The sequence below is a fragment of the Paraliomyxa miuraensis genome (assembly GCF_026337845.1).
GTDB classification, from domain to species: domain Bacteria; phylum Myxococcota_A; class Polyangia; order Nannocystales; family Nannocystaceae; genus Paraliomyxa; species Paraliomyxa miuraensis.
In genome coordinates this window covers 14,476-36,686 of sequence record NZ_JAOVZF010000154.1, presented here as the reverse complement: position 1 = coordinate 36,686, position 22,211 = coordinate 14,476, and the positions used below count along the sequence as shown (strand labels likewise).

18 protein-coding genes are annotated in these 22,211 nt (G+C 70.2%); 13 read left to right on the top strand and 5 right to left on the bottom strand.

Annotated elements, in window-relative coordinates; all coding sequences use genetic code 11:
- Window positions 1-133 precede the first annotated feature (133 nt).
- Complete coding sequence (locus tag OEB96_RS22380) at window positions 134-1,357, bottom strand: sigma 54-interacting transcriptional regulator (RefSeq protein WP_266218628.1); 1,224 nt, start codon at window positions 1,355-1,357, stop codon at window positions 134-136.
- A 179-nt stretch (window positions 1,358-1,536) separates the two neighbouring features.
- On the opposite strand from OEB96_RS22380, the gene OEB96_RS22375 reads away from it, so the two are divergent.
- From OEB96_RS22375 to OEB96_RS22330, 10 genes are all read left to right on the top strand, one after another.
- On the top strand, window positions 1,537-2,925 hold the full coding sequence (locus OEB96_RS22375) for a Vgb family protein (RefSeq protein ID WP_266218627.1): 1,389 nt from the start codon (window positions 1,537-1,539) through the stop codon (window positions 2,923-2,925).
- 54 nt (window positions 2,926-2,979) lie between these two features.
- Window positions 2,980-3,639 carry a redoxin domain-containing protein gene (locus OEB96_RS22370; RefSeq protein ID WP_266218625.1) on the top strand — a complete coding sequence of 220 codons (660 nt, stop codon included), beginning with the start codon at window positions 2,980-2,982 and terminating at the stop codon, window positions 3,637-3,639.
- Window positions 3,636-5,498 carry a tetratricopeptide repeat protein gene (locus tag OEB96_RS22365; protein WP_266218623.1) on the top strand — a complete coding sequence of 621 codons (1,863 nt, stop codon included), beginning with the start codon at window positions 3,636-3,638 and terminating at the stop codon, window positions 5,496-5,498. The genes OEB96_RS22370 and OEB96_RS22365 overlap by 4 nt, the downstream gene beginning before the upstream one ends.
- A gap of 237 nt (window positions 5,499-5,735) precedes the next feature.
- Window positions 5,736-6,932, top strand: coding sequence for an ABC transporter substrate-binding protein (locus tag OEB96_RS22360; protein WP_266218621.1), 1,197 nt, complete (start codon window positions 5,736-5,738; stop codon window positions 6,930-6,932).
- Between the two features lie 145 nt (window positions 6,933-7,077).
- Window positions 7,078-8,169 carry an ABC transporter ATP-binding protein gene (locus OEB96_RS22355; RefSeq protein ID WP_266218620.1) on the top strand — a complete coding sequence of 364 codons (1,092 nt, stop codon included), beginning with the start codon at window positions 7,078-7,080 and terminating at the stop codon, window positions 8,167-8,169.
- A 339-nt stretch (window positions 8,170-8,508) separates the two neighbouring features.
- The gene (locus OEB96_RS22350; RefSeq protein ID WP_266218618.1) at window positions 8,509-9,117 is read left to right on the top strand and encodes an ABC transporter permease; all 609 of its coding nucleotides are present in this window, start codon (window positions 8,509-8,511) and stop codon (window positions 9,115-9,117) included.
- A complete protein-coding gene (locus tag OEB96_RS22345; RefSeq protein ID WP_266218617.1) occupies window positions 9,107-9,937 on the top strand; it encodes an ABC transporter permease in 831 nt (276 codons plus the stop codon). Before OEB96_RS22350 ends, OEB96_RS22345 begins: the two co-directional genes overlap by 11 nt.
- Before the next feature lie 42 nt (window positions 9,938-9,979).
- A complete protein-coding gene (locus OEB96_RS22340; protein WP_266218615.1) occupies window positions 9,980-11,416 on the top strand; it encodes a gamma-aminobutyraldehyde dehydrogenase in 1,437 nt (478 codons plus the stop codon).
- A gap of 67 nt (window positions 11,417-11,483) precedes the next feature.
- Window positions 11,484-12,035, top strand: coding sequence for a GNAT family N-acetyltransferase (locus OEB96_RS22335; RefSeq protein WP_266218614.1), 552 nt, complete (start codon window positions 11,484-11,486; stop codon window positions 12,033-12,035).
- A complete protein-coding gene (locus OEB96_RS22330) occupies window positions 12,032-12,955 on the top strand; it encodes a cysteine dioxygenase (protein ID WP_266218612.1) in 924 nt (307 codons plus the stop codon). Before OEB96_RS22335 ends, OEB96_RS22330 begins: the two co-directional genes overlap by 4 nt.
- Window positions 12,956-12,965: 10 nt before the next feature.
- On the opposite strand, the gene OEB96_RS22325 is transcribed toward OEB96_RS22330, so the two are convergent.
- Both OEB96_RS22325 and OEB96_RS22320 read right to left on the bottom strand, forming a co-directional pair.
- Window positions 12,966-14,078, bottom strand: a complete 1,113-nt coding sequence (locus OEB96_RS22325) for an NAD-dependent epimerase/dehydratase family protein (RefSeq protein WP_266218610.1) — start codon at window positions 14,076-14,078, stop codon at window positions 12,966-12,968.
- Between the two features lie 131 nt (window positions 14,079-14,209).
- Window positions 14,210-15,091, bottom strand: coding sequence for a hypothetical protein (locus tag OEB96_RS22320; RefSeq protein WP_266218608.1), 882 nt, complete (start codon window positions 15,089-15,091; stop codon window positions 14,210-14,212).
- 146 nt (window positions 15,092-15,237) lie between these two features.
- Between OEB96_RS22320 and OEB96_RS22315 the strand changes: the two genes are divergently transcribed.
- The 3 genes from OEB96_RS22315 to OEB96_RS22305 all read left to right on the top strand — a co-directional run bounded on the left by OEB96_RS22315 (window position 15,238) and on the right by OEB96_RS22305 (window position 19,314).
- On the top strand, window positions 15,238-16,575 hold the full coding sequence (locus OEB96_RS22315; protein ID WP_266218607.1) for a PQQ-binding-like beta-propeller repeat protein: 1,338 nt from the start codon (window positions 15,238-15,240) through the stop codon (window positions 16,573-16,575).
- Between the two features lie 113 nt (window positions 16,576-16,688).
- Window positions 16,689-18,806 (top strand): ribonuclease R family protein, encoded by a 2,118-nt coding sequence (locus OEB96_RS22310; protein ID WP_266218605.1) that lies wholly within the window; start codon window positions 16,689-16,691, stop codon window positions 18,804-18,806.
- 340 nt (window positions 18,807-19,146) lie between these two features.
- Window positions 19,147-19,314: a hypothetical protein gene (locus tag OEB96_RS22305; protein WP_266218604.1), complete on the top strand. Its 168-nt coding sequence runs from the start codon at window positions 19,147-19,149 to the stop codon at window positions 19,312-19,314.
- A 65-nt stretch (window positions 19,315-19,379) separates the two neighbouring features.
- Here the strand turns inward: OEB96_RS22305 and OEB96_RS22300 are convergent, their stop codons facing one another.
- The gene (locus tag OEB96_RS22300; RefSeq protein WP_266218602.1) at window positions 19,380-20,615 is read right to left on the bottom strand and encodes an AAA family ATPase; all 1,236 of its coding nucleotides are present in this window, start codon (window positions 20,613-20,615) and stop codon (window positions 19,380-19,382) included.
- Between the two features lie 167 nt (window positions 20,616-20,782).
- Window positions 20,783-22,171, bottom strand: coding sequence for a cytochrome P450 (locus OEB96_RS22295; RefSeq protein ID WP_266218600.1), 1,389 nt, complete (start codon window positions 22,169-22,171; stop codon window positions 20,783-20,785).
- Window positions 22,172-22,211 lie beyond the last annotated feature (40 nt).

Below are 22,211 nucleotides of genomic sequence, written 5' to 3'. Positions count from 1 at the left end.
AATGCACGGATGCGGAAGATCAGCGCGTAAGCCGGTGCACGATTTTCTCAAGCAATGGAGGGGCTCATGCGCGTTTTCTGGGGTGTGTCCCGATCGTGTCTCGGATGGACCCTCGAGATCGGCTCCGGGGAGATCATCCTTCCTTGGGTGGTCCGGCCACCGGCATCGTCGTGGCCGCGCTGCTGCGAAGCAGCCACGCGGGCAGACGAGGCAGGGGGATCGGGCGCGGTAGGTCGGGGTCCGAGGCGAGCTCGTGCACGAGGCGATCGAGCTCGCGCAGGTTGTCGTGCCACGGGTGCAGGAGCACGCGCTCGACGGCTTCGGGGGAGAGCGTGAGCGTCTCGATCGGCTCGTCGGGGCGCTGCTGCAGCCAGTGGGTGTAGAGCTGCTCGAGCCACACCAACAAGTCGCCTCGGCGCTCGCGAAGCGGAGGCACGCGCAGCTCGATGCCGGCCAGGGCCTCGCGTCGCTCGGGGTCGAGCGTGCAGCCGTCGGGGATGGACGCGACCAGCCGCACCGAGCACGGGCTCGACCCGGGCTCGAGGCCTTGCTGCGCGAGCGCACGCCGAAGTGCGGTCCACGCCGGCGCCGGCAGCCCGTCCACGCCGTCGAGGAACAAGGTGCCGTCGGTGGCCGAGGTGAGCAGCGCTTCGATGTGATCGGCGGGGTCGGGGTGACTTGGGCGGTCCGGCTCGAGCCTCGAGCAGGGCACCACCACCAGCGCTCCGCTGCGACCGCTGAGCCGATGGAGCTCGTGCGCCACGCGTTGCTTGCCGGCGCCCCGCTCACCGTGCAGCAGCACGGGCAGCGACTCGGTGGCCACGCGCTGTACCGTGCGGCGCAAGGCCTCGCTGGCCGGCGCGTCGCCGGGCAAGGGAGGATTGGGCAGCCACTCGCCGATGCGTGCGTCGGCCGAGGCGCTCGAAGGCCCGCGCGGGCGGGTCGGCAGCTCCAGGCCGGGATCGACCAGAGGAGTGCGAGCGACGAGCGACGGCGGGGTCGCGGGGGCGTCGGGGGGCAGCACCTCGTAGACCAGGCTCACGTCGCCGAGCTGCAGCACCGAGCCGTCGCGCAGCTCGGAGCCCGCGGGTCCGGTGCTCTGGCCGTCCACGCGCGAACCGTTGTGGCTGCCAAGGTCGTGGCCCACGTGGCACCCACGGGGATCGTTCCAATGGAGCTCGAAGTGGCGTCTCGACACCGTGCCGTGTCGAAGGGACGGCGTGTCGTCCCCGCCGGTGAGGCGGCCAATCACCGTCGGTCGGTCGCCGACTTCGAGGGCGAAGCGGACACCGAGCGGATGGATGGCGCGCAATCGCGCCCGTGGCTTCCGGCCGTGGCGGTTTGCGTCGTCGGTCATCTTGGGGGTCCTCCAAGCATACCGCGACCCGCCTCGAGGCTTGGCGCCCAGACTGGGCCGGGTTGGGGTCGCCTCTTTGCCGTGCTCGACCTCGGTAACCCAGGCCACGAACGGGATGAGGTCCGTAAATTACCGACTTTGTAGTCGGAGATGCGACCCCGACCTGGTGTCCAAGGGGCATGGCGACGGGACGAATCGGGTGGGCGGCGGCGCTCGTGGGCGTGCTCGGGGGTTGCGGGGCGGACAACGATGGCCGTGGCGACGGTCAGGGCGGCATGGGGGTGCTGTCGCTCGACGGTGGGCTCGCGACCGAGGGCGAGGGCGAGGACGAGGGCGCCGGAACCATGGGTGGTTCGGGCGATGGCTCGAGCCAGGGCGGCCAGGACGACGGCAGCGGCGACGGGCAGGGTCCGAAGTTCGATCTCGGGGCACAGCCGGAGCCCATGGGGTGCAACGCCGGGGAGGTCGAGGGCGGCGGCGGTGCCTTCTCGTACATCTGGATCGGCAACTCTCCGCAGGGCACGGTCAGCAAGATCGACACCGAGACCGGAGTGGAGCTGGGGCGCTATCAGACCTCGACCGGGAGCAACAGCCCCTCGCGAACGTCGGTCAACCAGTACGGCGACGTCGCGGTGGCCAACCGCGGCGATGCGGGCAGCCTGACCAAGATCGCGGCCGAGACGTCGCACTGCGTGGAGAGCAACGGGATCCCCGGGATCCAGACCTCGACCGGACCGAGCGACGTGCTCGCCTACGGACAGGACGAGTGCGTGCTGTGGACCACCCCGCTGCCGTCGTCGGGCTACGACCGCGGGCCGCGGGCGGTGGCGTGGGAGGGCGGCGAGATCGATCCCGAGACCTGCACCAACACCATCCCCAACCCGCGGGTGTGGGTGTCGTGGCGCGGGAACGGCAACGACATCGAGTTCCGCCGGCTCGACGGCGACACCGGGGCGATCCTCGACACGGCCATGACCGTGGGCGGGGGCGGCCGGACCTACGGCGGCGCGGTCAATGCCGAGGGCGACTTCTGGGTGGCCACGCGCGGCGGGCAGGACAACCTCATCCACGTGGACTCGGTGACCCTCGACGTGACCGTGTACAACGTGCCGGCCGGTGACAACTACGGCATGACGGTCGACAAGGACGGCGACCCCTGGGTGGTGACCTACAACGAGGGCACCAACTACGTGTATCGCCTCGACGTGGGCAGCGGCACGTTCGTGACCGCGGCGACCTCGGGGGCTCGCTATCGCGGGATCCAGATCGACCGCGAGGGGCGGGCCTGGATCGCCGGCAACTCCCCGTGCCGCCTGTCGCTGGTCGACGCGGTGAGCGACTCGCTCATCGACGATGCGATCCCCTTGCCGGGCTGCGGCACTCCGGTGGGCACGAGCATCGATCGCGACGGCTTCGTGTGGGTGGTGGATCAGGGCACGAGCACCGCGTACAAGGTGGATCCCGACTCCTACGACGTGGTGCTGCAGGTCGGAGGGCTCGTGCAGCCCTACACCTACTCGGACATGACCGGCTCGGGGCTCGATCTGGTGATCAATCCGCCCGGGTGAGCCGCAGGGCAGGGGCGGCCGACCGCCGCGACCGGATGCGGTAGGCTGGTCGGCATGCGGCGCTTCGCGATCGGGCCTTGGCTCGGGATCCTGGGGGTCTCGAGCGCCTGCGCCGAGCCCCCGGGGCAGACGGACGAGCCGGTCGCCTCGGTGAGTCCGGCTCCGGTGGAGGCTCCAGTCGAGGCTCCAGCCGAGGCTCCAGCCGAGGCCGTCGTCGAGGCCGTCGTCGATCTGGGGGGCGAGCCGGTCGATCCGCTCGCCGGCTCGTCGCCGGCCACGGTGCTGCTGTTCGTCTCCACCCACTGCCCCGTCGCCAATCGCCATGCGCCGACCATTCGAGCGCTGGCCGAGGCCTGGCGGGCGCAGGGCGTGGACGCGTGGCTGGTCTATCCCGATCCCGACGATGATCCCGCGGCCATCGCCGCGCACCAGGCCGACTACTCGCTGGCATTGCCCACCGTCCGCGATCCGGAGCACCAGCTGGTCGCCCGGGCCCGCGTGCGGGTGACCCCCGAGGCCGCGGTGTTCGAGCCCGGGGCCGAGGCGCCGGCCTACCACGGACGCATCGACGATCGCGCGGTGGAGTTCGGCAAGGTGCGCGCCGAGGCGTCGGTGCACGACGTGAAGGACGCGGTCGAGGCGGTCCTGGCGGGCCGTAGGCCCGCACCCCCCGGTGGCCCCGCGATCGGATGCTACATCTCGGACCTGCGATGAGACGCCGACGCCTCGCGCTGTGCCTGCTGCCCTGGGCCTGCACGTCCGATCCCACGCCGCCGGCCTCGAAGGAGGCGAAGGCGAGCAACGAGCCGGCTCCGGTCGCCGCGCCCACCGTGCCGGAGGCACCGAGCTTCGCCGAGCACGTGGCTCCGCTCGTCTACGAGCACTGCACGCCCTGCCATCACGAGGGCGGCTCGGCTCCGTTTGCCTTCGAGAGCTACGACGACGTTCGCGATCATGCGCAGCAGATCGCCGAGGTGACCCGCAGCGGCTTCATGCCACCGTGGCTGCCCGCGCCGGGGTCCGGCGAATTCGTGGGCGCACGTCGCTTGTCGGAGGTGCAGCGGGGTACGCTCGCCCGCTGGGTCGAGCAGGGGGCGGTGGCGGGGGAGCTCGCGCAGGCGCCCAAACCCCCGCCGCCCGCCACCGGCTGGCAGCTCGGCGAGCCCGACCTGGTGCTGCGCACCGGCGAGCCGTTCATGCTGCCCGCCGACGGAGGGGACGTCTATCGCAACTTCGTGATCCCGGTGCCCAGGGATCCGCCGCTTCGCTTCGTCAAGGCGGTGGAGATCCGCCCCGGCGATCCCAAGGTGGTGCACCACGGCGTGCTGCGGGTCGACCTGACCGGGGGCGTGCGCCTCGAGGACGCGGAGGATCCGGCCCCGGGCTTCGACGGCATGGTGTTCGCGGGCGCGGGCATGCCCGACGGGCGCTTCCTGGGCTGGACGCCCGGCAAGCGCCCCGATCCAGGCTCCGACGCGCGCTCGTTTCGCCTGTTCGGCGGCTCGGACCTCGTGCTGCAGCTGCACCTGCGACCCTCGGGCAAGGTCGAGCCGGTCACGGCCGAGATCGGACTGCACTTTTCCTCGCGTCCGCCCACGATGCCCGCGCTGTCGATGGAGCTGTCGAGCGGCGAGATCGACTTGCCGCCCGGTGCCACCGACGTGCACGTGCGCGACCAGTACACCGTGCCGACCAACGTGGCCGTGCGCAGCGTCTATCCGCACGCGCACTACCTCGGCAAGCGCATCGAGGCCTGGGCCGCCCTGCCCGACGGCAGCAAGCGCTCGCTCGTCACCATCGACGACTGGGACTTCGACTGGCAGGACGAGTATCGCTTCGTGCGTCCGGTGCGGCTGCCCGCGGGCAGCACGATCCACATGGACTGGAGCTTCGACAACTCGGCCCACAACCCTCACAACCCCAGCGCGCCGCCCAGGCACGTGACCTACGGGTCGTCGTCGACCGACGAGATGGCCGAGCTCATCCTCGAGGTCGAGCCCGACGACCCGCGGAGCCTGCCCGCGCTCGACGAGGACTTTCGGCGGCACTGGTTGCGGGGGCAGCTGGCGCTCCAGCAGCGCGCGGTGCAGCAGCACCCCGACGATGCCGATGCGCACGCCAATCTCGGCGCCTTCCACCAGCTGCTCGGACAGGGGCAGGCGGCGATCGCCGCCTACGAGCAGGCGCTGCGGCTCGATCCCGATCACGTCCAGGCCAACGTCGAGCTGGGGATCGTGATGATGGGGGAGGGCAAGCTGCCGCGGGCGGTGGCGCTGCTGCGGCGCGCGGCCGAGGTCGAGCCCACGAACGCGCGCACCCACCTCGTCCTGGCCAACGCGCTGCGCAAGCAGGGCGACGACGACGGGGCGATCGCCAGCTATCTCGAGGCGCTGGCGCTCGACGAGGCCTCGGCCGAGGCGCACAACAACCTCGGCATCGTGCTCGAGCAGCGCGGCGAGCTGCCCGAGGCCGCCCGCCACTTCCAGCGCGCCAGCGAGCTGCAGCCCCACCAGCCGCTGTTCGGCAAGAACCTCGCCCGCGTACGCAGCAAGCTCGGCGGGGCACCCGGGTGAGGGCGCTCCAGCTCCCAGTTCCCAGCTCCTAGTTCCCAGCTCCCAACTCCAGGATCGCAGGCACCTACCGCGTTGCTCCCCGCCGGCGCGGCGGCCGTGTGCGTCATCCCGCTCGCGAACCACGTCCCGGCGCCCCGTGATTTTCGGGATGGGAGCACGCGCGCGGACCGGCTAGTGTACGGCCGGGCGCCGGCTCGGGTCCTCACCCCATCCACCCCCGTGCTCCCAGGAGACCTCATGCTCACCCAAGCGCACCGCCTCGCGCTGTTCCTCTCGCTCATCGTTCCGCTCGCTGCATGTGGCAAGGACGGGGGCAAGGCCGACACCAAGGAGACCCCCAAGGCGGCACCACCTCCGGCGGACGCGCCCGCCGAGGGGAGCCTGACGATCCTTGCGTGGCCCGGCTACATCGAGCGCGGGCAGACCGACGCGAAGTACGACTGGGTGACCGAGTTCGAGAAGAAGACCGGCTGCAAGGTCAACGTCAAGACCGCGGGCTCGAGCGACGAGATGGTGGCGCTCATGAACCAGGGCGGCATCGATCTGGTGACCGCGTCGGGTGATGCGTCGCTGCGCCTGGTGGCGGGCAAGAAGGTGCAGCCCGTGGACATCACCAAGATCCCCTCGTACGCGACCGTCGACGAGCGCCTGCAGAACGCGCCCTGGCACACGGTCGATGGCGTGCACTACGGCGTCCCCTACCAGTGGGGCCCCAACGTGCTCATGTACAACACCCAGGTGTTCACCACGCCGCCCGATTCCTGGGCGGTGGTGTTCGAGCCCATGGACCTGTCCGACGGCAAGCCCAACAAGGGCCGGGTGCAGGCGTTCGACGGCCCGATCTACATCGCCGACGCTGCGCTCTACCTCATGGGCAAGAGGCCCGAGCTCGGCATCAAGGATCCGTACGAGCTCAGCCAGGCGCAGTACGACGAGGCACTGGCGCTGCTGCGGCAGCAAAAGACGCTGACGCACCGCTACTGGCACGACGCCACGCTCCAGACCCAGGACTTCACCAACGAGGGCGTGGTGGCGTCGAGCTCCTGGCCGTTCCAGGTCAACACGCTCGTGGCCAGCAACCAGCCGATCGCGTACGTCATCCCCAAGGAGGGCGCCACCGGCTGGGCCGACACCACCATGCTGCACGCCGACGCCGAGCACCCGGTGTGCGCCTACGCGTGGATGGAGTGGTCGCTCGCTCCCAAGGTCCAGGGCGATCTGGCCGCGTGGTTCGGCTCGCTGCCCGCGGTGCCCAAGGCGTGCGAGGGCAACGAGCTGCTCGGCCCCGACGGCTGCAAGAAGCAGGGCTTCGAGAAGTTCGACGAGATCAGGTTCTGGCGCACGCCGGTCAAGACCTGCGCAAGCCACCCCGACGGCTGCGTACCGTACGCCACCTGGAGCACCGACTACATCGCCATCATGGGCGGGAACTAGTCATGCCCCCCCGCACCCCCGTCCAGCAAACCGGCGTCGCGGTGCCCCCCGAGGGGGGGCTAGTCATGCCCCCCCTCGACCACCTCCAGCAAACCGGCGTCGTGGTGCCCCCCGAGGGAGGCTAGAGCGCCACGCGCCCGCCACCATGAGTGCTGCCGTCGAGCTTCGCGGGGTCACGCGCACCTTCGGCAAGGTGCGTGCGGTCGACGACATCAGCTTCCGCGTGGAGGAGGGCGAGTTCTTCTCGATGCTCGGACCCTCCGGCTCGGGCAAGACCACGTGCTTGCGCTTGATCGCCGGCTTCGAGCTGTGTGACTCGGGCGCGATCCTGCTGCACGGGGACGACGTGTCGCGCACGCCCCCGTATCGCCGACCGGTCAACACGGTGTTCCAGGACTACGCGCTCTTCCCCCACATGTCCGTGCTCGACAACGTGGCCTACGGGCTGCGCGTGCGCCGGGTACCGCGTCGCGAGCGCGAGGATCGGGCGCGGCAGATGCTGGCCACGGTGCAGCTGCCCGACATGGCCAAGCGGCGACCGGCGGAGCTCTCGGGCGGCCAGCGGCAGCGGGTGGCCCTGGCCCGCGCGCTGATCAATCAACCGCGCGTGCTGCTGCTCGACGAGCCGCTGGGCGCGCTCGACCTCAAGCTGCGCGAGGAGATGCAGCTCGAGCTCAAGTCGCTGCAGCGCAAGCTCGGCATCACGTTCGTCTACGTGACCCACGACCAGCACGAGGCGCTGGGCATGAGCGATCGCGTGGCCGTGGTCAACCGCGGGCGCATCGAGCAGCTCGACACGCCCGATGGCCTCTACGAGCGCCCCCGGACCGCGTTCATCGCCACCTTCGTGGGGACGTCGAACGTGTGCACGGGGCCGCTCGCCGCGGCGCTGGGGCACTCGAGCAAGACCGTGTCCGTGCGTCCGGAACGCGTCCGCTTCGGCGACGGCGGTGATCGTGACGTGACCCTGTCGGGCACGGTCCTCGCCCGGCAGTACCACGGCGCCACCAGCCGCTACGACCTCGCCGTGGCCGACGCCAAGCTCTGCCTCGTCTGCCCGAGCACCGAGGCGCAGGCCGAGCCCGGGCAGGCGGTTACCGTGCACGTGCCCGCGGCCGCGATCCATGAGCTCGAGCCTGCCGATTCCGGTCTCGACCCCGGCCCCGGCCCCGACCCCGATCCCCGCAATGGCCCCCGAGATGCGGGCCCGGACGGCCCGGCCGAGGCGCACGCATGAAGCCGCTCGACCTGCCGCCGCCGGGCCCGTGGCAGCGAGTGCGCGGTGCCGCGTCCGACTTCCTCTACCGGCGCCGTTGGTTCTATCTCTCGCTGCTGCTGGCCCCGCCGCTCCTGTGGTTCGGCATCGTGTACCTCGGAGCGCTCATCGCCCTGCTCGTGCAGAGCTTCTACGCCCTCGACGAGTTCAGCGGCTCGGTGGTCCCCGAGCTCACCCTCGACACCTGGGACAGCCTCGTCTCCTCGCCGGCCAACGTCGACATCGTGGAGCGCACGCTCTACATGGCCGCCGCGGTCACCGTGGCGTGTGCGATTCCTGGCGTTTCCGATCGCCCACTTCATGGCCCGCCACGCCCGCGGCAAGTGGAAGGCGCTGTTCTACCTCGGCATCATGCTGCCGCTTTGGGCCAACTACCTGGTGCGCGTGTACGCGTGGAAGATCATCCTGGCCAAGGAAGGCGTGATCACCTGGCTCATGACCAAGCTGGACCTGCTGTGGCTGCTCGAGGCCATGCTCGAGGCGCCGGTGATCGGGGGCCAGACCCTGTCGACCTCGTACTTCGGCATGTTCCTGGTGTTCACGTACATGTGGCTGCCGTTCATGGTGCTGCCGATCCACGCCGCGCTCGAGCGCGTCCCAGAGTCGCTGGTGCAGGCCTCGTCCGACCTGGGCGCGACCCCGCTGCAGACGTTCCGCACGGTGATCCTGCCGCTGGCCCTGCCCGGCGTGGTCGCGGGCTCGATCTTCACGTTCTCGCTGACGCTGGGCGACTTCATGATCCCGTACCTCGTGGGCACCTCGGGCTTCTTCATCGGCCAGGCGGTCTACGTGCTGCAGGGCGCCTCGGGCAATATCCCGCTGGCCGCCGCGTTCTCGGTGCTACCCGTCGTCATCATGGCGATCTACCTCGCCATCGCCAAGCGCCTGGGAGCCTTCGATGCCCTCTGAGCCCGACGCGAGAGCCGGCCGCGGCAAGAGCCCGCTCGGGCTACGCGTGGCCGCGGCCGCGGGCCTGTTGTTCCTGCACCTGCCGATCGTGCTCATCGTCGCCTACGCGTTCTCCACCGACGACAAGACCTACCGCTTCCCCATCCCCGGCTTCACCCTGCGCTGGTTCTCCGCGGCGTGGGAGCGCGACGACGTGTGGCAGGCGCTGCGGCTGTCGCTCGAGGTCGCGAGCATTGCGACGGGCATGGCCCTGGTGCTCGGCACGATGGCCGCGGCCGCGCTCCATCGCAGCCGCTTCTTCGGCAAGCAGAGCATCACGCTGCTGTTCATCCTGCCCATCGCCTTGCCCGGCATCGTCACCGGCATCGCGCTGCGCTCGGCGCTGGCCATCATGGAGATCCCGTTCAGCATCTGGACCGTGGTCGTGGGGCACGCCACCTTCTGCGTGGTGGTGGTGTACAACAACGCCATCGCCCGGCTGCGCCGCACCTCGCACTCCATGATCGAGGCGTCGATGGATCTCGGCGCCGACGGCTTCCAGACCTTCCGCTACGTGGTGCTGCCCAACATCGCCACCGCGATCCTGGCCGGGGGCATGCTGGCGTTCGCGCTGTCCTTCGACGAGATCATCGTCACCACCTTCACCTCGGGCCACGAGCAGACGGTGCCGATCTGGATGCTCAACGAGCTGGTCAGGCCGCGCAACCGGCCGGTCACCAACGTGGTGGCGGTGTTCGTCATGGTGCTCACCCTGGCCCCCATCCTGCTGGCCTACCATTTCACGCGCGGCACCGAGAGCACGGCCGGCAGCGGCAAGTGATCGGAGTCGAGTCGACCCAACTCGAGAAGGAGCACGCAGATCATGCCCAGCGAGATCGTCACCACGATGTTCATCGACGGCCAGTCGGTCGCCGGCCAGGGGCAGACCCTGGAGATCGTCGACCCGGCCACGGGCCAGGCGATCGCCTCCATGGCCGAGGCCGACGAGGGCCAGATCGCGGCCGCGACCGAGGCCGCGCAGCGTGCCTTCGCCGGCTGGTCGCGCACCCCCCCGCGCGAGCGCAGCGAGGTGCTCCTGCGCATGGCCGACCGCGTGCAGGCCCACGCGGAGGAATTGGCCGCGCTCGAGTCACGCAACTGCGGCAAGCCCCGGGGGGCGGTGCTCGCCGACGAGATCCCGGCCGTGGTCGACGTGCTGCGCTTCTACGCGGGTGCGGCCCGGTGCATGACCGGCTCGGCGACCAACGAGTACATGCCCGGGTTCACCAGCATGATCCGCCGCGACCCCATCGGCGTGATCGCGTCCATCGCTCCGTGGAACTACCCGCTGATGATGGCGGCGTGGAAGCTGGCGCCGGCCCTGGCCGCGGGCAACACCGTGGTGCTCAAGCCCTCGGAGCTCACGCCGCTCACGGCCGTGCGCTTCGCCGAGCTGGTGGCCGACATCCTGCCGCCGGGGGTGTGCAACGTGCTGTTCGGCCGCGGGCCGAGCGTGGGCACGCCGCTGGTCGCGCGGCCCGAGGTGCGCATGGTGTCGCTCACCGGCTCCGTGGCCACGGGCCAGAAGATGCTCGAGATCGCCGCGACCTCGCTGGTCCGTACCCACCTCGAGCTCGGCGGCAAGGCGCCGATCCTGGTGTTCGACGACGCCGACATGGCCGAGGTGGTCGATGGCATCCGTGCGTTCGGCTACTACAACGCGGGCCAGGATTGCACGGCCGCGTGCCGGATCTATGCGGGCGCCAAGGTGTACGAGCGGCTGGTGGCGGACCTGGCCGGCGCGGTGTCGAGCATCGTGGTCGGCCGACCGGACGAGGACGGCGTGGAGATGGGGCCCCTGGTCTCGGCGCAGCACCGCGAGCGGGTGCGCGGCTATGTCGACCGCGCGGCCGCGGCTGCCCACATGGAGGTCGTGACCGGGGGCACTGCGGGGGAGGGCGCGGGCTTCTTCTACCAGCCCACGGTCATCGCGGGGGCGCGGCAGGACGACGAGATCGTGCGCAGGGAGGTCTTTGGCCCGGTGGTCTCGGTGACGCGCTTCCACGACACCGACGAGGCCATCCGCTGGGCCAACGACTCGGCCTACGGCCTGGCGTCGTCGGTGTGGACCCGCGACGTGGGCCGGGCCATGCGGGTGGCCGCGGCCTTGCAGTACGGCTGCACGTGGATCAACACCCACTTCATGCTGGTCAACGAGATGCCCCACGGTGGCCTCAAGCAATCGGGCTACGGCAAGGATCTGTCGATGTACGGCCTGGAGGACTACACGACCGTGCGGCACGTGATGATCAAGCACTGAGGTCTTGTGGAGCCCATGGCCCCCCGCTAGGATCGCTTTCCGCGAGCGATTTCGACGCGCGGCGCCCATGACCGAGGTCATCATTCGTCCCGGGACACTGGCGGACGCGGCCGCGATCGCCGAGATCTACAACGAGTCCGTGGCCGTCGGCGACGCGACCATGGACGACTCGCCCAAGTCGGCGCGCGACATCACCGAGCAGATGGAGGGGTTCGAGCGCCGCGAGGGCTACCTCGTGCTCGAGCGCGACGCCGTGGTGCTGGGCTGGGGCCTCGTCAAGCGCTACAGCGACCGCGCCGGCTACCGCTTCAGCTGCGAGACCGCGGCGTACTTTCGCCGCGCCGAGACCGGGCGGGGCTACGGGACGCGGCTCAAGAAGGCGACGATCGCCCGCTGCCGCGAGTGGGGCTACCGACACCTCGTGGGCCGGGTGTTGGCCGACAACCACGTGTGCATCGACTACAACCTGCGGCTCGGGTACGAGATCGTCGGGCGGCAGCGCGCGGTCGGGTTTCGCAACGGACGCTGGCTCGACGTCGTGTTGATCCAGCTCGTCTTCGACGACGACCTGGTGGAATCTCCGGACGCATCGATCCCCAGCGACGGGCGCGAGCGATGAGCCCGAGACTCGAGCAGGTCGTTCGCGAGCTCACCCACTGGCGCGAGCCCTCGGTCGCCGATGCGGCCGAGTGCCTGCGGGGCCTGCCGCTCTCGGCCGAGGACCTGCTCGCGTGGACGGACTTCGAGCACCCGAGCTGGCACTCCTACGGCCGCCGGATGATCCACGAGGCGGCAGGGGTCGAGCTGGTGGTGATGAGCTGGCTGCCGGGGGATCGGTCGGCGATCCACGATCACGGCGCGGCCCAGTGGGGGGCGGTTCGCGTGTTCGGCCCCCTGGAGCACGCCGTGTTTCGCTGGCGCGCCGGTCGGCTGTCGACGATCGAGCGCGGGCCGGTCGCCGCGGATGCGGTCATCCCCGTCGCCCACGGCCTGGTCCATCAGATGGGCAACCCGGGACGGCACCCCGTGCTCTCGTTGCACCTCTACGGTGGCGGTGATGCACACGCCGGTGCCACGGCTGGCGCGCGCATCTGGGACCTGCACCGTGGCGAGGTGCAGCGCACGGACGGGGGCGTGTTCTTCGGGCTCGACGAGCGCCAGATCATCGAGCGCGAAGGCGGGCTCGAGGGCGACTTCCCCACGACCTTGCGCAACACCGTGGACCTCTTGCTGCGGCTGGTGCGGATTCGAGCCGATCCTGCGGCGAGGTCGTGGGGGGCGGTGGACGACCAGATCGAGTCGATCGTGCGGTGGCTGTACGCGGATGAGACCCATGCCCGAGCGCAGCGCGAGCTCGCGGAGCCGGTCGACGGCGGCGAGCTTGCGCGCGAGCATCTTCGCGGGATCTGGGCCGGCGAGCGCGTGGCCGTCGCGCGGGCGCTGGCGGGCCTCGCCGACGTCCTGCCTCCCGACCTACCGGGCTACCTGGGCTGGCCCGACCCGACCCGACCTGACCTGACCCGACCTGACCCGACCTGATCCCGAGGGATCATCGCCCGCGGTGATCGGGCCCGAGCCCCGTGCGCGTGGGGTGAGCGTAGGCATGGTGCGCGCCCTCGCATACGAGCCCGACCGCACGCACGCGCTCGCGCCACTCGTGCGCGAGCGCGGCCAGGCGATCCTCGGCCTCGTAGTCGAAGGGGTCCCGCAGGCGCGCCTCGATCGGACCTCCGCGCTCGGGCCGATGCTCGACGTAGTGGCGGACCGTCTCCGGGAGCGCGACCTCGACGGGCGTGACGTCCCGATAGCCGAGCTCGGTGCGCAGCCTCGACAGGCACAGCAGGCGATGGTGCAGGTGGCCGTCGAGCGGGAGCAGCGGCGCGGCGCAGGCCACGAGCGAGCACGGGAGCTCGAGGATCTCGAGCTCGCGACCCATGGCGGCCGCGATCGACTCGACCCACTGGCCAAGCGTGAGCTGCCGCTCGTCTCCACAGTTGTAGATCCGTCCGCCGGCGACCTCGGGCCGATCGACCCCGAGCAGCACCGCGTGCGCCAGGTTGAGGGCGAACCCACGGCTCACGATCGACAGCCCTCCGGCCGGCAGCAGCAGGTGCCGCCGACCGTCGAGGATCCTGCGGATGATGCACCACTCGCGGGGGATCGGCTGCCGCGGCCCGTACACGAAGGGGTAGCGAAACACCGTGCCGACGTACCGTCCCTTGGCGTGACCACGCATCACGGCGGCTTCTCCGTGCGCGACCAGGTAGGAGAAGCGATCCTCGTCTTCGGTCTCGACGACGGGAGCGTGCTCGAGGCTCGGGATGCGCATGCCCGCGGGCTTCCAGACCTCGGGATCGGCATAGCCGCGGTAGCAGGGGAAGCCGCTGACGGCGACGAGTCGATCGGTCCGACCGACGACCGCGCGGGCGACGTGTCGCAGGCGCCCGTAGGTCGCCACGACCAGATCGAACTGGCGCTCGCTCAGCGCCTCCGCGATCGACTCGCGAAAGTGGGGGTCGGCGTGGATGTGCTCGACCTCGGGCAGGCCCGGATGCTCGTGGACTCCCCGGTGAAGGATCGTCACCGCGTAGCCGCGCTCGAGCAGCCCCGAGACGATTGCCGGGCCGGTGGGCCCGGTTCCGCCGATGACGAGGGCGCGCATCGGCACGACCGTACCTCAAAGTCGCAGCGGGCTACGGGGCGATGAACGAGCCACGCTTCGCAAGCACGCCAATGAGCCCCCCTTGGGGGGCAAGGAAGTCGCTGGCTCGCAGCTCGCAGGTTGCGGGGGGCCTAGATGAAGCTGGGCAGGCGCGGCGTGCTGGCGTTGCTCAAGCGGCGATGCCACAGCTGCGCGCCCACGAACTCTTCGCCGCGCACCAGGTGATCGGTCAGCCGTGCGGTCACCTTGAAGCCCAGGTCGGCATAGACCTGGTTGACCAGGGGCATGTCGATGGCGCACAGCGAGAACACGCTGGCGGTGTCGAGCTTGCGCAGCTCGTCGAGCAGCGTGCGCAGGCAGAAGCGCAGCGCGGGCAGCTCGGCGTCCTTGTCGGGCGGGGTGAGGATGTCGACCTTGGCGTGGCCAAAGGAGCTGTCGGTCTCGGCCCCGAGCCAGATCTCCTTCTTGCCCATCTTGCCGTGGAGGCCGAGATCGGGGTGGAACTGGCCGCGGCGGAACGGGGCGTAGAGCGCCTCGATCGCGATGCGCTGCGTGGTTGCGTCGAGGCGGGCCAGGTCGCGGACCAGATCGAACGAGAGACCCCGCGGCTTGGTGGCGCCGGCATCCTTGTCCTTCGAACTGGTGGAGGGTCCGCTGAGCTTGGGCGCACCACCCTGGATGGGATCACCGTCTTCGGTGTACACCCGGCTCATGACGTACGCGTCGGCGGTACGGAAGTACCCGGGAATCGCTCCCTCGCGAGAGAAGCCCACCGATCTCCAGCTCTTGGAGTCCTGCTTCTCCACGACCGTGAACACCTTGCGAAGGCCCTCCGACCGCGCGATGCGGTCGAAGAAGTCGCGCTTCTGCTGGTAGTTGCCTACCCTGTAGTCGAAGACGCGAAGGTTGTGGTGCCGGCGGTTGAGGAGGAAGCAAAAGTCGATGTCACCCTTGCGGTAGTAGATCTCCTCGACGGGAGCGGGCTCTTCGCGAAGCGGCTCGGCTGCGGCCATGGTCGGCACCTGGAAGGGATGGAACGGAACTTGCGCGCCGTGCGCCACAAGCGGCACCTGGCGCTCCAACACCCCGAAAATACAGGGGTTCTCCTGCAGGACCCGGCCATGCAGTCTTCTCGTACCCCTACCACCTACATTTTGTGATGTCAAAGCAAGTGACGAGGCTCGTTCGACTCCGCGGTGTGCGCCAGGCGGTCCGAGGCGTGGTCCTGGGGGGGCTCCTGGGGGGGCTCCTGGGCGGGACGGCGGGGTGTCACCCCGAGGCGTCGATGGCGCAGTACGAGTGCCGAACCGACGATGACTGTGGTGATGGAGGGCAGTGCCACGAGGGTCGGTGCAAGGGCCATGGGATGTCGCCGGTGCGGGCCGCCGCCACCCCAACCGCGTCGCCGGAGAGCCCGGAGGCGGCCAAGGGGAGTGAGTCCAAGTGGCTCGGCCCCACCGTGGCGCCTCGCCAGCAGTGGGCCGTGGACCTTGGGGCTGTGATCTCCGCCACTCCCACGATCGTGGTCGAGCCGGAAGGGCGGGTCGTCGCCTATGTCGGCAGCCACGCCGGGCGCTTCGTCGGAGTCGTCGTGGAGGGTCCCGAAGCGGGGCGGGTCGTGCTCGATCTCATGGTGGATGGGATCATTTGGTCCACGGCGGTCGCCGATGAGCGTGGGTGGCTCTACTTCGGTGCCGACGACGATCGGTTGCGGGCCGTGGATCCCAAGGCGGGCGTCGTCGCCTGGAGCCGCCGATTGGGTGGATGTGAGCCTACGCGCGCCCCGGGTCCGGTGGGGGTGCGGTGCGACGTGGATGGGGGGCCGTCCCTGGGCCCTGGCGGCGATCTCTACGCCGGGGCCGATGGTCTCTATCGGGTGGCCGGTGATGGGACGATCCGGTGGCACTACCCTCCGGAGGAGGAAGGACCGGGAGCCCACGTGGCCACCACGCCGCTGGTGACGGCCGAGGGGGTGGTGTTCGGAAACCAGGGCAAGGAGGTGGTTGCGCTCGATCACGAGGGTCGGCGACGGTGGTCGGTGACGTTCAAGGCCGACGTCGATGGTTCGCCGGTGCTCGGTCGCGACGGAACCATCTACGTGGGGGTGGACGAGGGGGCTCTGCATGCGATCCGTCCCGATGGGACGATTGCCTGGAGCGCCAAGGTCGGCGCGCCGATCCGGGCTCGGGCGGCGGTGGGTTCGGATGGGGTGGTGGTGTTCGGGGCGTACGACGGGATCCTCTACGCGGTCGAGCCCGATGGGGGCGTGCGCTGGCGATTGCCGACCGGCGCAGAGATCCATGCGCCCGCCACGATCGATCCCGCCGGGCGGATCTTCGTGGGTAGCCGCGACGAGCAGCTCTATGCCCTCGACCTCGAGGGTCATGTGTACTGGACCCTCGAGATGCCCGCCCAGCTCGACGGGGCCGTCGCGCTGTCACCGGGGGGCACGTTGGTGGTGGGGTGTGATGATGGGGTGCTGCGGGGGTTGAGATAGCCCGCGGCGCCGGTAGGCGACGCTTCCGAAGGGGCCCGCCAAGAACAGCGAGCGGCGCCTGCTCGGGCGCCATGGGTGGACGGCGTCGATCGGCCGTGCCAGGGTGCGCCCCGATGAGTCGCAAGCGAGCCGACAAACGCCAGGCGTCCCGTGGGTCCTCGGGCAAGCGCAAGCGACCGGGTCGTGCCTTCGATGGGGCGCCGGCCCTGCCGGAGCCCCGGCCCGAGCCCATGGCCACGCGCGATGGCACGCCCCGGGTGGCCAGCTGCCGCGTGATGGTCAACCCGGCTGGGTTTGCCTTTGGCGAGCGGCTCGATGGCGAGGGGTCGATCTTCATCGCGCCGCCGGGACGAGGCGGGGCGATGGACGGCGACGAGGCGGTGGTGGCGTGGTGGCCGGGCCCGCGTGGGGCCGAGGGCACGGTGCGCTCGGTGACCCGGCGCGCCCGCACCCGCATCACCGGGATCCTGCGGCGGCAGGGCAAGCCGTGGATCGTCGAGCCCGACGACCCGCGCGTGCTCGGTCGGGCCGACGTGGTGGGCGAGCCCAAGGAAGGGAGGATCGGCCAGGTGGTGGTGGCCCGGATCATCGACTATCCCGGGCCCTGGGGCGACGACCTCACGGTGCAGGTCGAGCGGGCGCTCGGCGAGCCGGGGACGCTCGCGACCGAGGAGGCCAAGATCCTCATCGAGCATGGCATCGACCCCTTGCTGCCCCCGCCCGTGATGGCGGCGGCGGCCAAGGTGCCGACCCGGGTGCTGCGTCGCGAGCACGAGAACCGCGAGGATCTGCGCGCGCTCGACTTCATGACCATCGATCCCCCCGACGCCCGCGACTTCGACGACGCGGTGTGCGTGGAGGTGCTGGGGCGCGCGGGCAAGCGCTCGGTCGGCCGCGTCCCGATGCGCGTGCACGTGGCGGTGGCCGACGTCTCGCACTACGTGCGCGAGGGCCACTGCTTCGACGACGAGGCCACGCTGCGCTGCTTCACCTGCTACCTGCCCGACCGCGCGGTCCCCATGCTGGCCGAGCCGCTCTCGGCCAACATCTGCTCGCTGGTGCCCCACAAGGATCGCCTCGCGATGGTGGTCAGCTTCGTGGTCGACGAGGCCGGCAAGGTCGGCGAGGCCGAGGTACGGGCCGCCGTGATCCACAGCAAGGCGCGGCTGACCTACGGACAGGTGGCCGACGACCTGGCCGGGCACGCCAAGCTCCCGCAGGTGATGCGCAATCGAATCGCAGTGCTGCGCGAGGCGGCCGATCGGCTGCAGCGTGCGCGCCGGCGGCGAGGGGCGCTCGAGCTCGATCTACCGGAGATCAAGGTGCTGCTCGACGAGGACGACCCCGGTCGGATCCGTGACGTACAGGCCTCGCGGGCCACCCCGGAGATGGCGCGCGCCTACAACCTCATCGAGGAGCTCATGGTCGCGGCCAACGAGGGGGTGGCGCGGCTGGCCGTCAAGCACCGCCTGCCCGTGGTCTATCGCGTGCACGACGTGCCCGAGGACGAGCGGATCGAGCGCTACGTGGCGGTGGCAGGGCTCCTGGGGGTCGAGGTGGATCCCGAGCGGCTGCGCACGCCCAAGGGCTTTCGCGGGTTCCTCAAGCGGATCGCCGAGCATCCCCGGAGGGAAGCGCTCCACCAGCTGTGCCTGCGGACCCTGGCCCAGGCCGAGTACAGCACCCACAACATCGGGCACTTCGCGCTGGCCAGCCCCGCCTACCTGCACTTCACCAGCCCGATTCGGCGGTATCCCGATCTCATCAACCACCGGGTGCTCAAGGCGTGGCTCAACCGCCGTCGCGGGCCGGCTGGACCCGCGCCCGTGCCCCGGATGCCGCCGGTGAGGCAGAGCCGCGAGCAGGCCGAGCGCGCCAACGATCGCGAGCGCGCCACGGTGCAGGCCGAGCGCGACGCCAAGGCGCTGTTCACCGCGGCGTTCATGCGCGATCGGATCGGCGATCGCTTCGAGGGCTCGATCTCCGGGGTCTCGGCCGGGGGCGTCTACGTGACCCTCGATGCGCCGCCGGTGGACGGCATGGTCAAGCGAGCGCGGCTCGAGAAGGAAGCGCGCGAGCGCTGGGAACTCGACGAGCTCGGCGCGCGGCTGCGGGGGACTCGCAGCAAGCGCGAGCTCAAGGTCGGGGATCGGGTGATCGTGGAGGTGATCGACGCGAGCATCGAGCGGCGGCAGATCGAGCTGGCGCTGATGGGGGTGCTGTCGGGGTAGGTCAGGGGGCGAAGCGGCCCCTCCGGGCGACTGCCTACTCGGGATGCAGGAGCCGGGCGATGCGGATCACGATTCGGTCGAAGCTAGGGCAGTTGGCCCGGATTGCGTGCCGGACGGGCGGAGCGGCCCAGACGGCGGGCAACAGTAGTTGGTCTCGTTGATCGGGGCGGGGCTTCGATGGAGGCAGAGCCCGACCAAGAACTCCGCAGACGGCTTCGACGAGGGATTCCATGTTGCGCTCGAAGAGCACGAGGTCGTAGTCGCCGGGTGCGTCTTGGCGAAAGCGCGTCGCAAGGCCCGAAGTGCAGGTGGGAGGCGACGGTGTTGGAGGCCAAAGATCGTGGAGTTGATCGCGATCGACGACTGCGATCACTGGTCCGGGAAATCGATCGATCTCGTGGATGAGCGCCTTGCGAAGGCTGCCGTTGCCCTTGCGGGGGTGCGATTGGATGCATTCCTTCAGAGCGTTGCGATCGGCGCCGAGGTCGTCGACCAGGCATGCCAGTAGCAATTCGTGGGGACCGAAGCCCTTGGTCTGGACGCCGCGCCGATCCTCCCAGAGCACGGTGATCCTCACGATGACTCGCCTTCCTCGGGTTCTGCTGGCGAATCGAAGACGTAGGTGTCGTAGCCTTCGGCACGGAGGCTGCCCAAGCCGCGATAGTCCTCCAGCCACTCGGCAAGCTTGTCTTCGTTGGGACGGCGTAGGCGTACGGTACGGTGCTCGTCGAGGTCGCAGAGCACGACGCTTCGCTCGGGGGTCCCGAGGGCATCCAGCAGGCGATCGGAGTGAGTGGCCAGGATGACGGGTGCGCGTTCGGCTGCGTCCTCGAGCATGAAGATCACGCGAGCGAGCAAAGCGGGGTGGAGGTGGAGCTCGGGCTCGTCGAACGCAAGGACCGAGCGTCGTTCGTCGAGCTCGACGAGGGCGATGAACGCGAGGTAGGCGAGCTGCCCCTCCGAGAGGTACTCGGCGGGTAGAGGCTGATCCGGCGCGCTGCCCAGCACGAGCTCGAGCTCGATGTTGCCGCGACCAGATGGGCTGAGGCGAAAATCACGCACATCGTCGCCAAGGCCGAGGCGCGCTCGCACGATGACGCGGTCCCAGACCTCGCCGCCGAGGTTGCGGAGCTGTTGAAAGGCGTTTGGGAGGTTGAGGGCGTAGCGTTGTAGTTGGTCCGTGGGTTCGACCTCCGACGGCCATCGGGGTCCCTTGCGGATGTCGAACTCCCGCTGCTGCCACGTTGGTCGCGTTTCGAACGGAACGTGGATCTCGATTCCCTCGAGTGCATCGATGGCACGTTGAAACATCGGGGACGTGCCATCGCCGAGCCGTGGGAGCGCTAGCTCACCCGGCCCGGGTCGTCGACCGGTGTTGGAGAGGCCCGCGCCGCTGGAGATCAGGAAGGTCGTGGGATTGCTGAGGAGCAAGATGGACGGATCTTTGCCGGGGGACTCGTCGTACACTCCGAGCCGCTCGCTCAGTCGTACCTGAGCGTTGCTCTCGAGGCCAAGCTCGATTTCGTAGACCAGGGGGGGGCCGGCGCCTTCGATCGTCACCCCGAGCTTCAGCTCGTTCGCACCGCGTCGCAGCAGCGCCGGCATTCCCCCGTGGCCCCTGCTCACCACGTCCTGCACGAACGAGATGGGCTTGGCCGCCAGCCGAAGCAGCTCCAGTGCCTCGAGGATCGAGCTCTTCCCCGTACCATTGTCACCGATGAGCACCGTGAGTCCGTGCAGCGCGAGAGTCAGGTCCTCGATGGCGCGCAGGCCCGAGATCCTGAGTTGGGTGATGCGGTCACGGCTCATGTATGAGGTCGAATCCTAGCCACGGAGGCTCGATGACGTCGACCGCGAAGTGCGGATGGTGCGCGGGGGTCCCGGCGTCCGCTGCAATCCGCGTCTCGGCCAAGGTCGAGGCTGCGTGGGCTCGACACAGGCTGGCGGGTGGCCCTCCTGCGTCGTGCCCGCCCGGCCTACCTTCGCCGGACGTCGAGCCAGACCCCGCCCACCGGTCGCAGCGTGACCGCGGTCGACGGTCGCAGCGGGTGTGGGGGCACCCGTGGTCGCACCTCGATCGCCTGCACCAGCGTGGCGAGCACCAGGAGGCCCTCGAGCATGGCGAAGTGGTTGCCCACGCAGATCCTCGGCCCGCCCCCGAACGGAAAGTAGGCGAAGCGATGCAGGCGCTGGGCCTGGCCGTGCAGCCAGCGATCGGGCCAGAACACCTCGGGGGCCTCGTACCAGCGGGGGTCGCGGTGCACGACCCACTGGGCCATCAGCACCTGGCTGCCGGCCGGCATGGGGTAGCCGGCGATCTCGCGCTCCTCGAGCAGCTCGCGGCCCACCAGATACGCGGGTGGATGGAGCCGCATCGACTCGCGCAGCACGGCGTCGCACAGCCGCAGCCGCGGCACGTCGTCCACCGTTGCGGCGCGCTCGCCCAGCACCTGGTCGATCTCCGTCCGTAGGCGTCCGGCAACCTCGGGATGCGCGGCCAAGAGGTGCAGCGCATACGAGAGCGCGAGCGCGGTGGTCTCGTGCCCGGCCAGGAACACGGTGGCGACCTCGTCGCGGAGCTGGCGATCGGTCATGCCCTGGCCCTCGTCGTCCTGGGCCGCGAGCAAGCGGTCGAGCAAGGCGTCGCCGGGCACCGGGGCCTGGCGGCGAGCCGCGATGAGCTCGTAGAGGATGGCGTCGATGCGCTCGATCGCTCGATCGATGCGGTCCTCGGTCCGCGCGCGCATGAACCGGGGCAGCAGCGCCCGCCAGGTGAGGGCGACCTCGGCGTAGCCCTCGAGCAGCGTGCTCACCAGGTCGCCCACCGTGTCGATGTCGCGCACGGTGTCGGCCCCGAACATGGTGTCGAGCACGATCTCGAGGGTGATGCGCATCATGTCGCGATGGACGTCGCGGACCGATCGGGCGGGGAGCTGGTCGAGGAGCCTTCGGGTGCGCTCCACCATGGTGTCGCCGAAGCGGGCGATGGTGCGGGGCTGGAACGAAGGGGCGGCGAGCTTGCGGTGTCGCTTCCATGTCTCGCCCTCGCTGGTGAGCAGGCCCTGGCCCAACATCCGCGAGAGGTCGCGGGTGACCTCGTCCTTCATCACGTGGGCGTGCTCGCCGACCAGCACCGCCTGTACGTCATCGGGGTGATTGAGCAGATAGGTGTGGTGCGCACCCGGCAGGGGCATGTGGACCACGTCGCCGTAGCGGTCGCGAAAGCGGACCATGGCGCCGAGGAGATCGGGGGCGAACGATGGCATCGCGCCCAGCCACGGCAGCGCGGGCGGACCCGGAGGCCGGCGACGCCCGCGGCGATTCTCGCGAGGACGGCCCAAGAGCTCGCGTGGAGAGGCGATCATGGTGATCCCCACCGTAGCATCGGACCGCCTCGCCGATCAC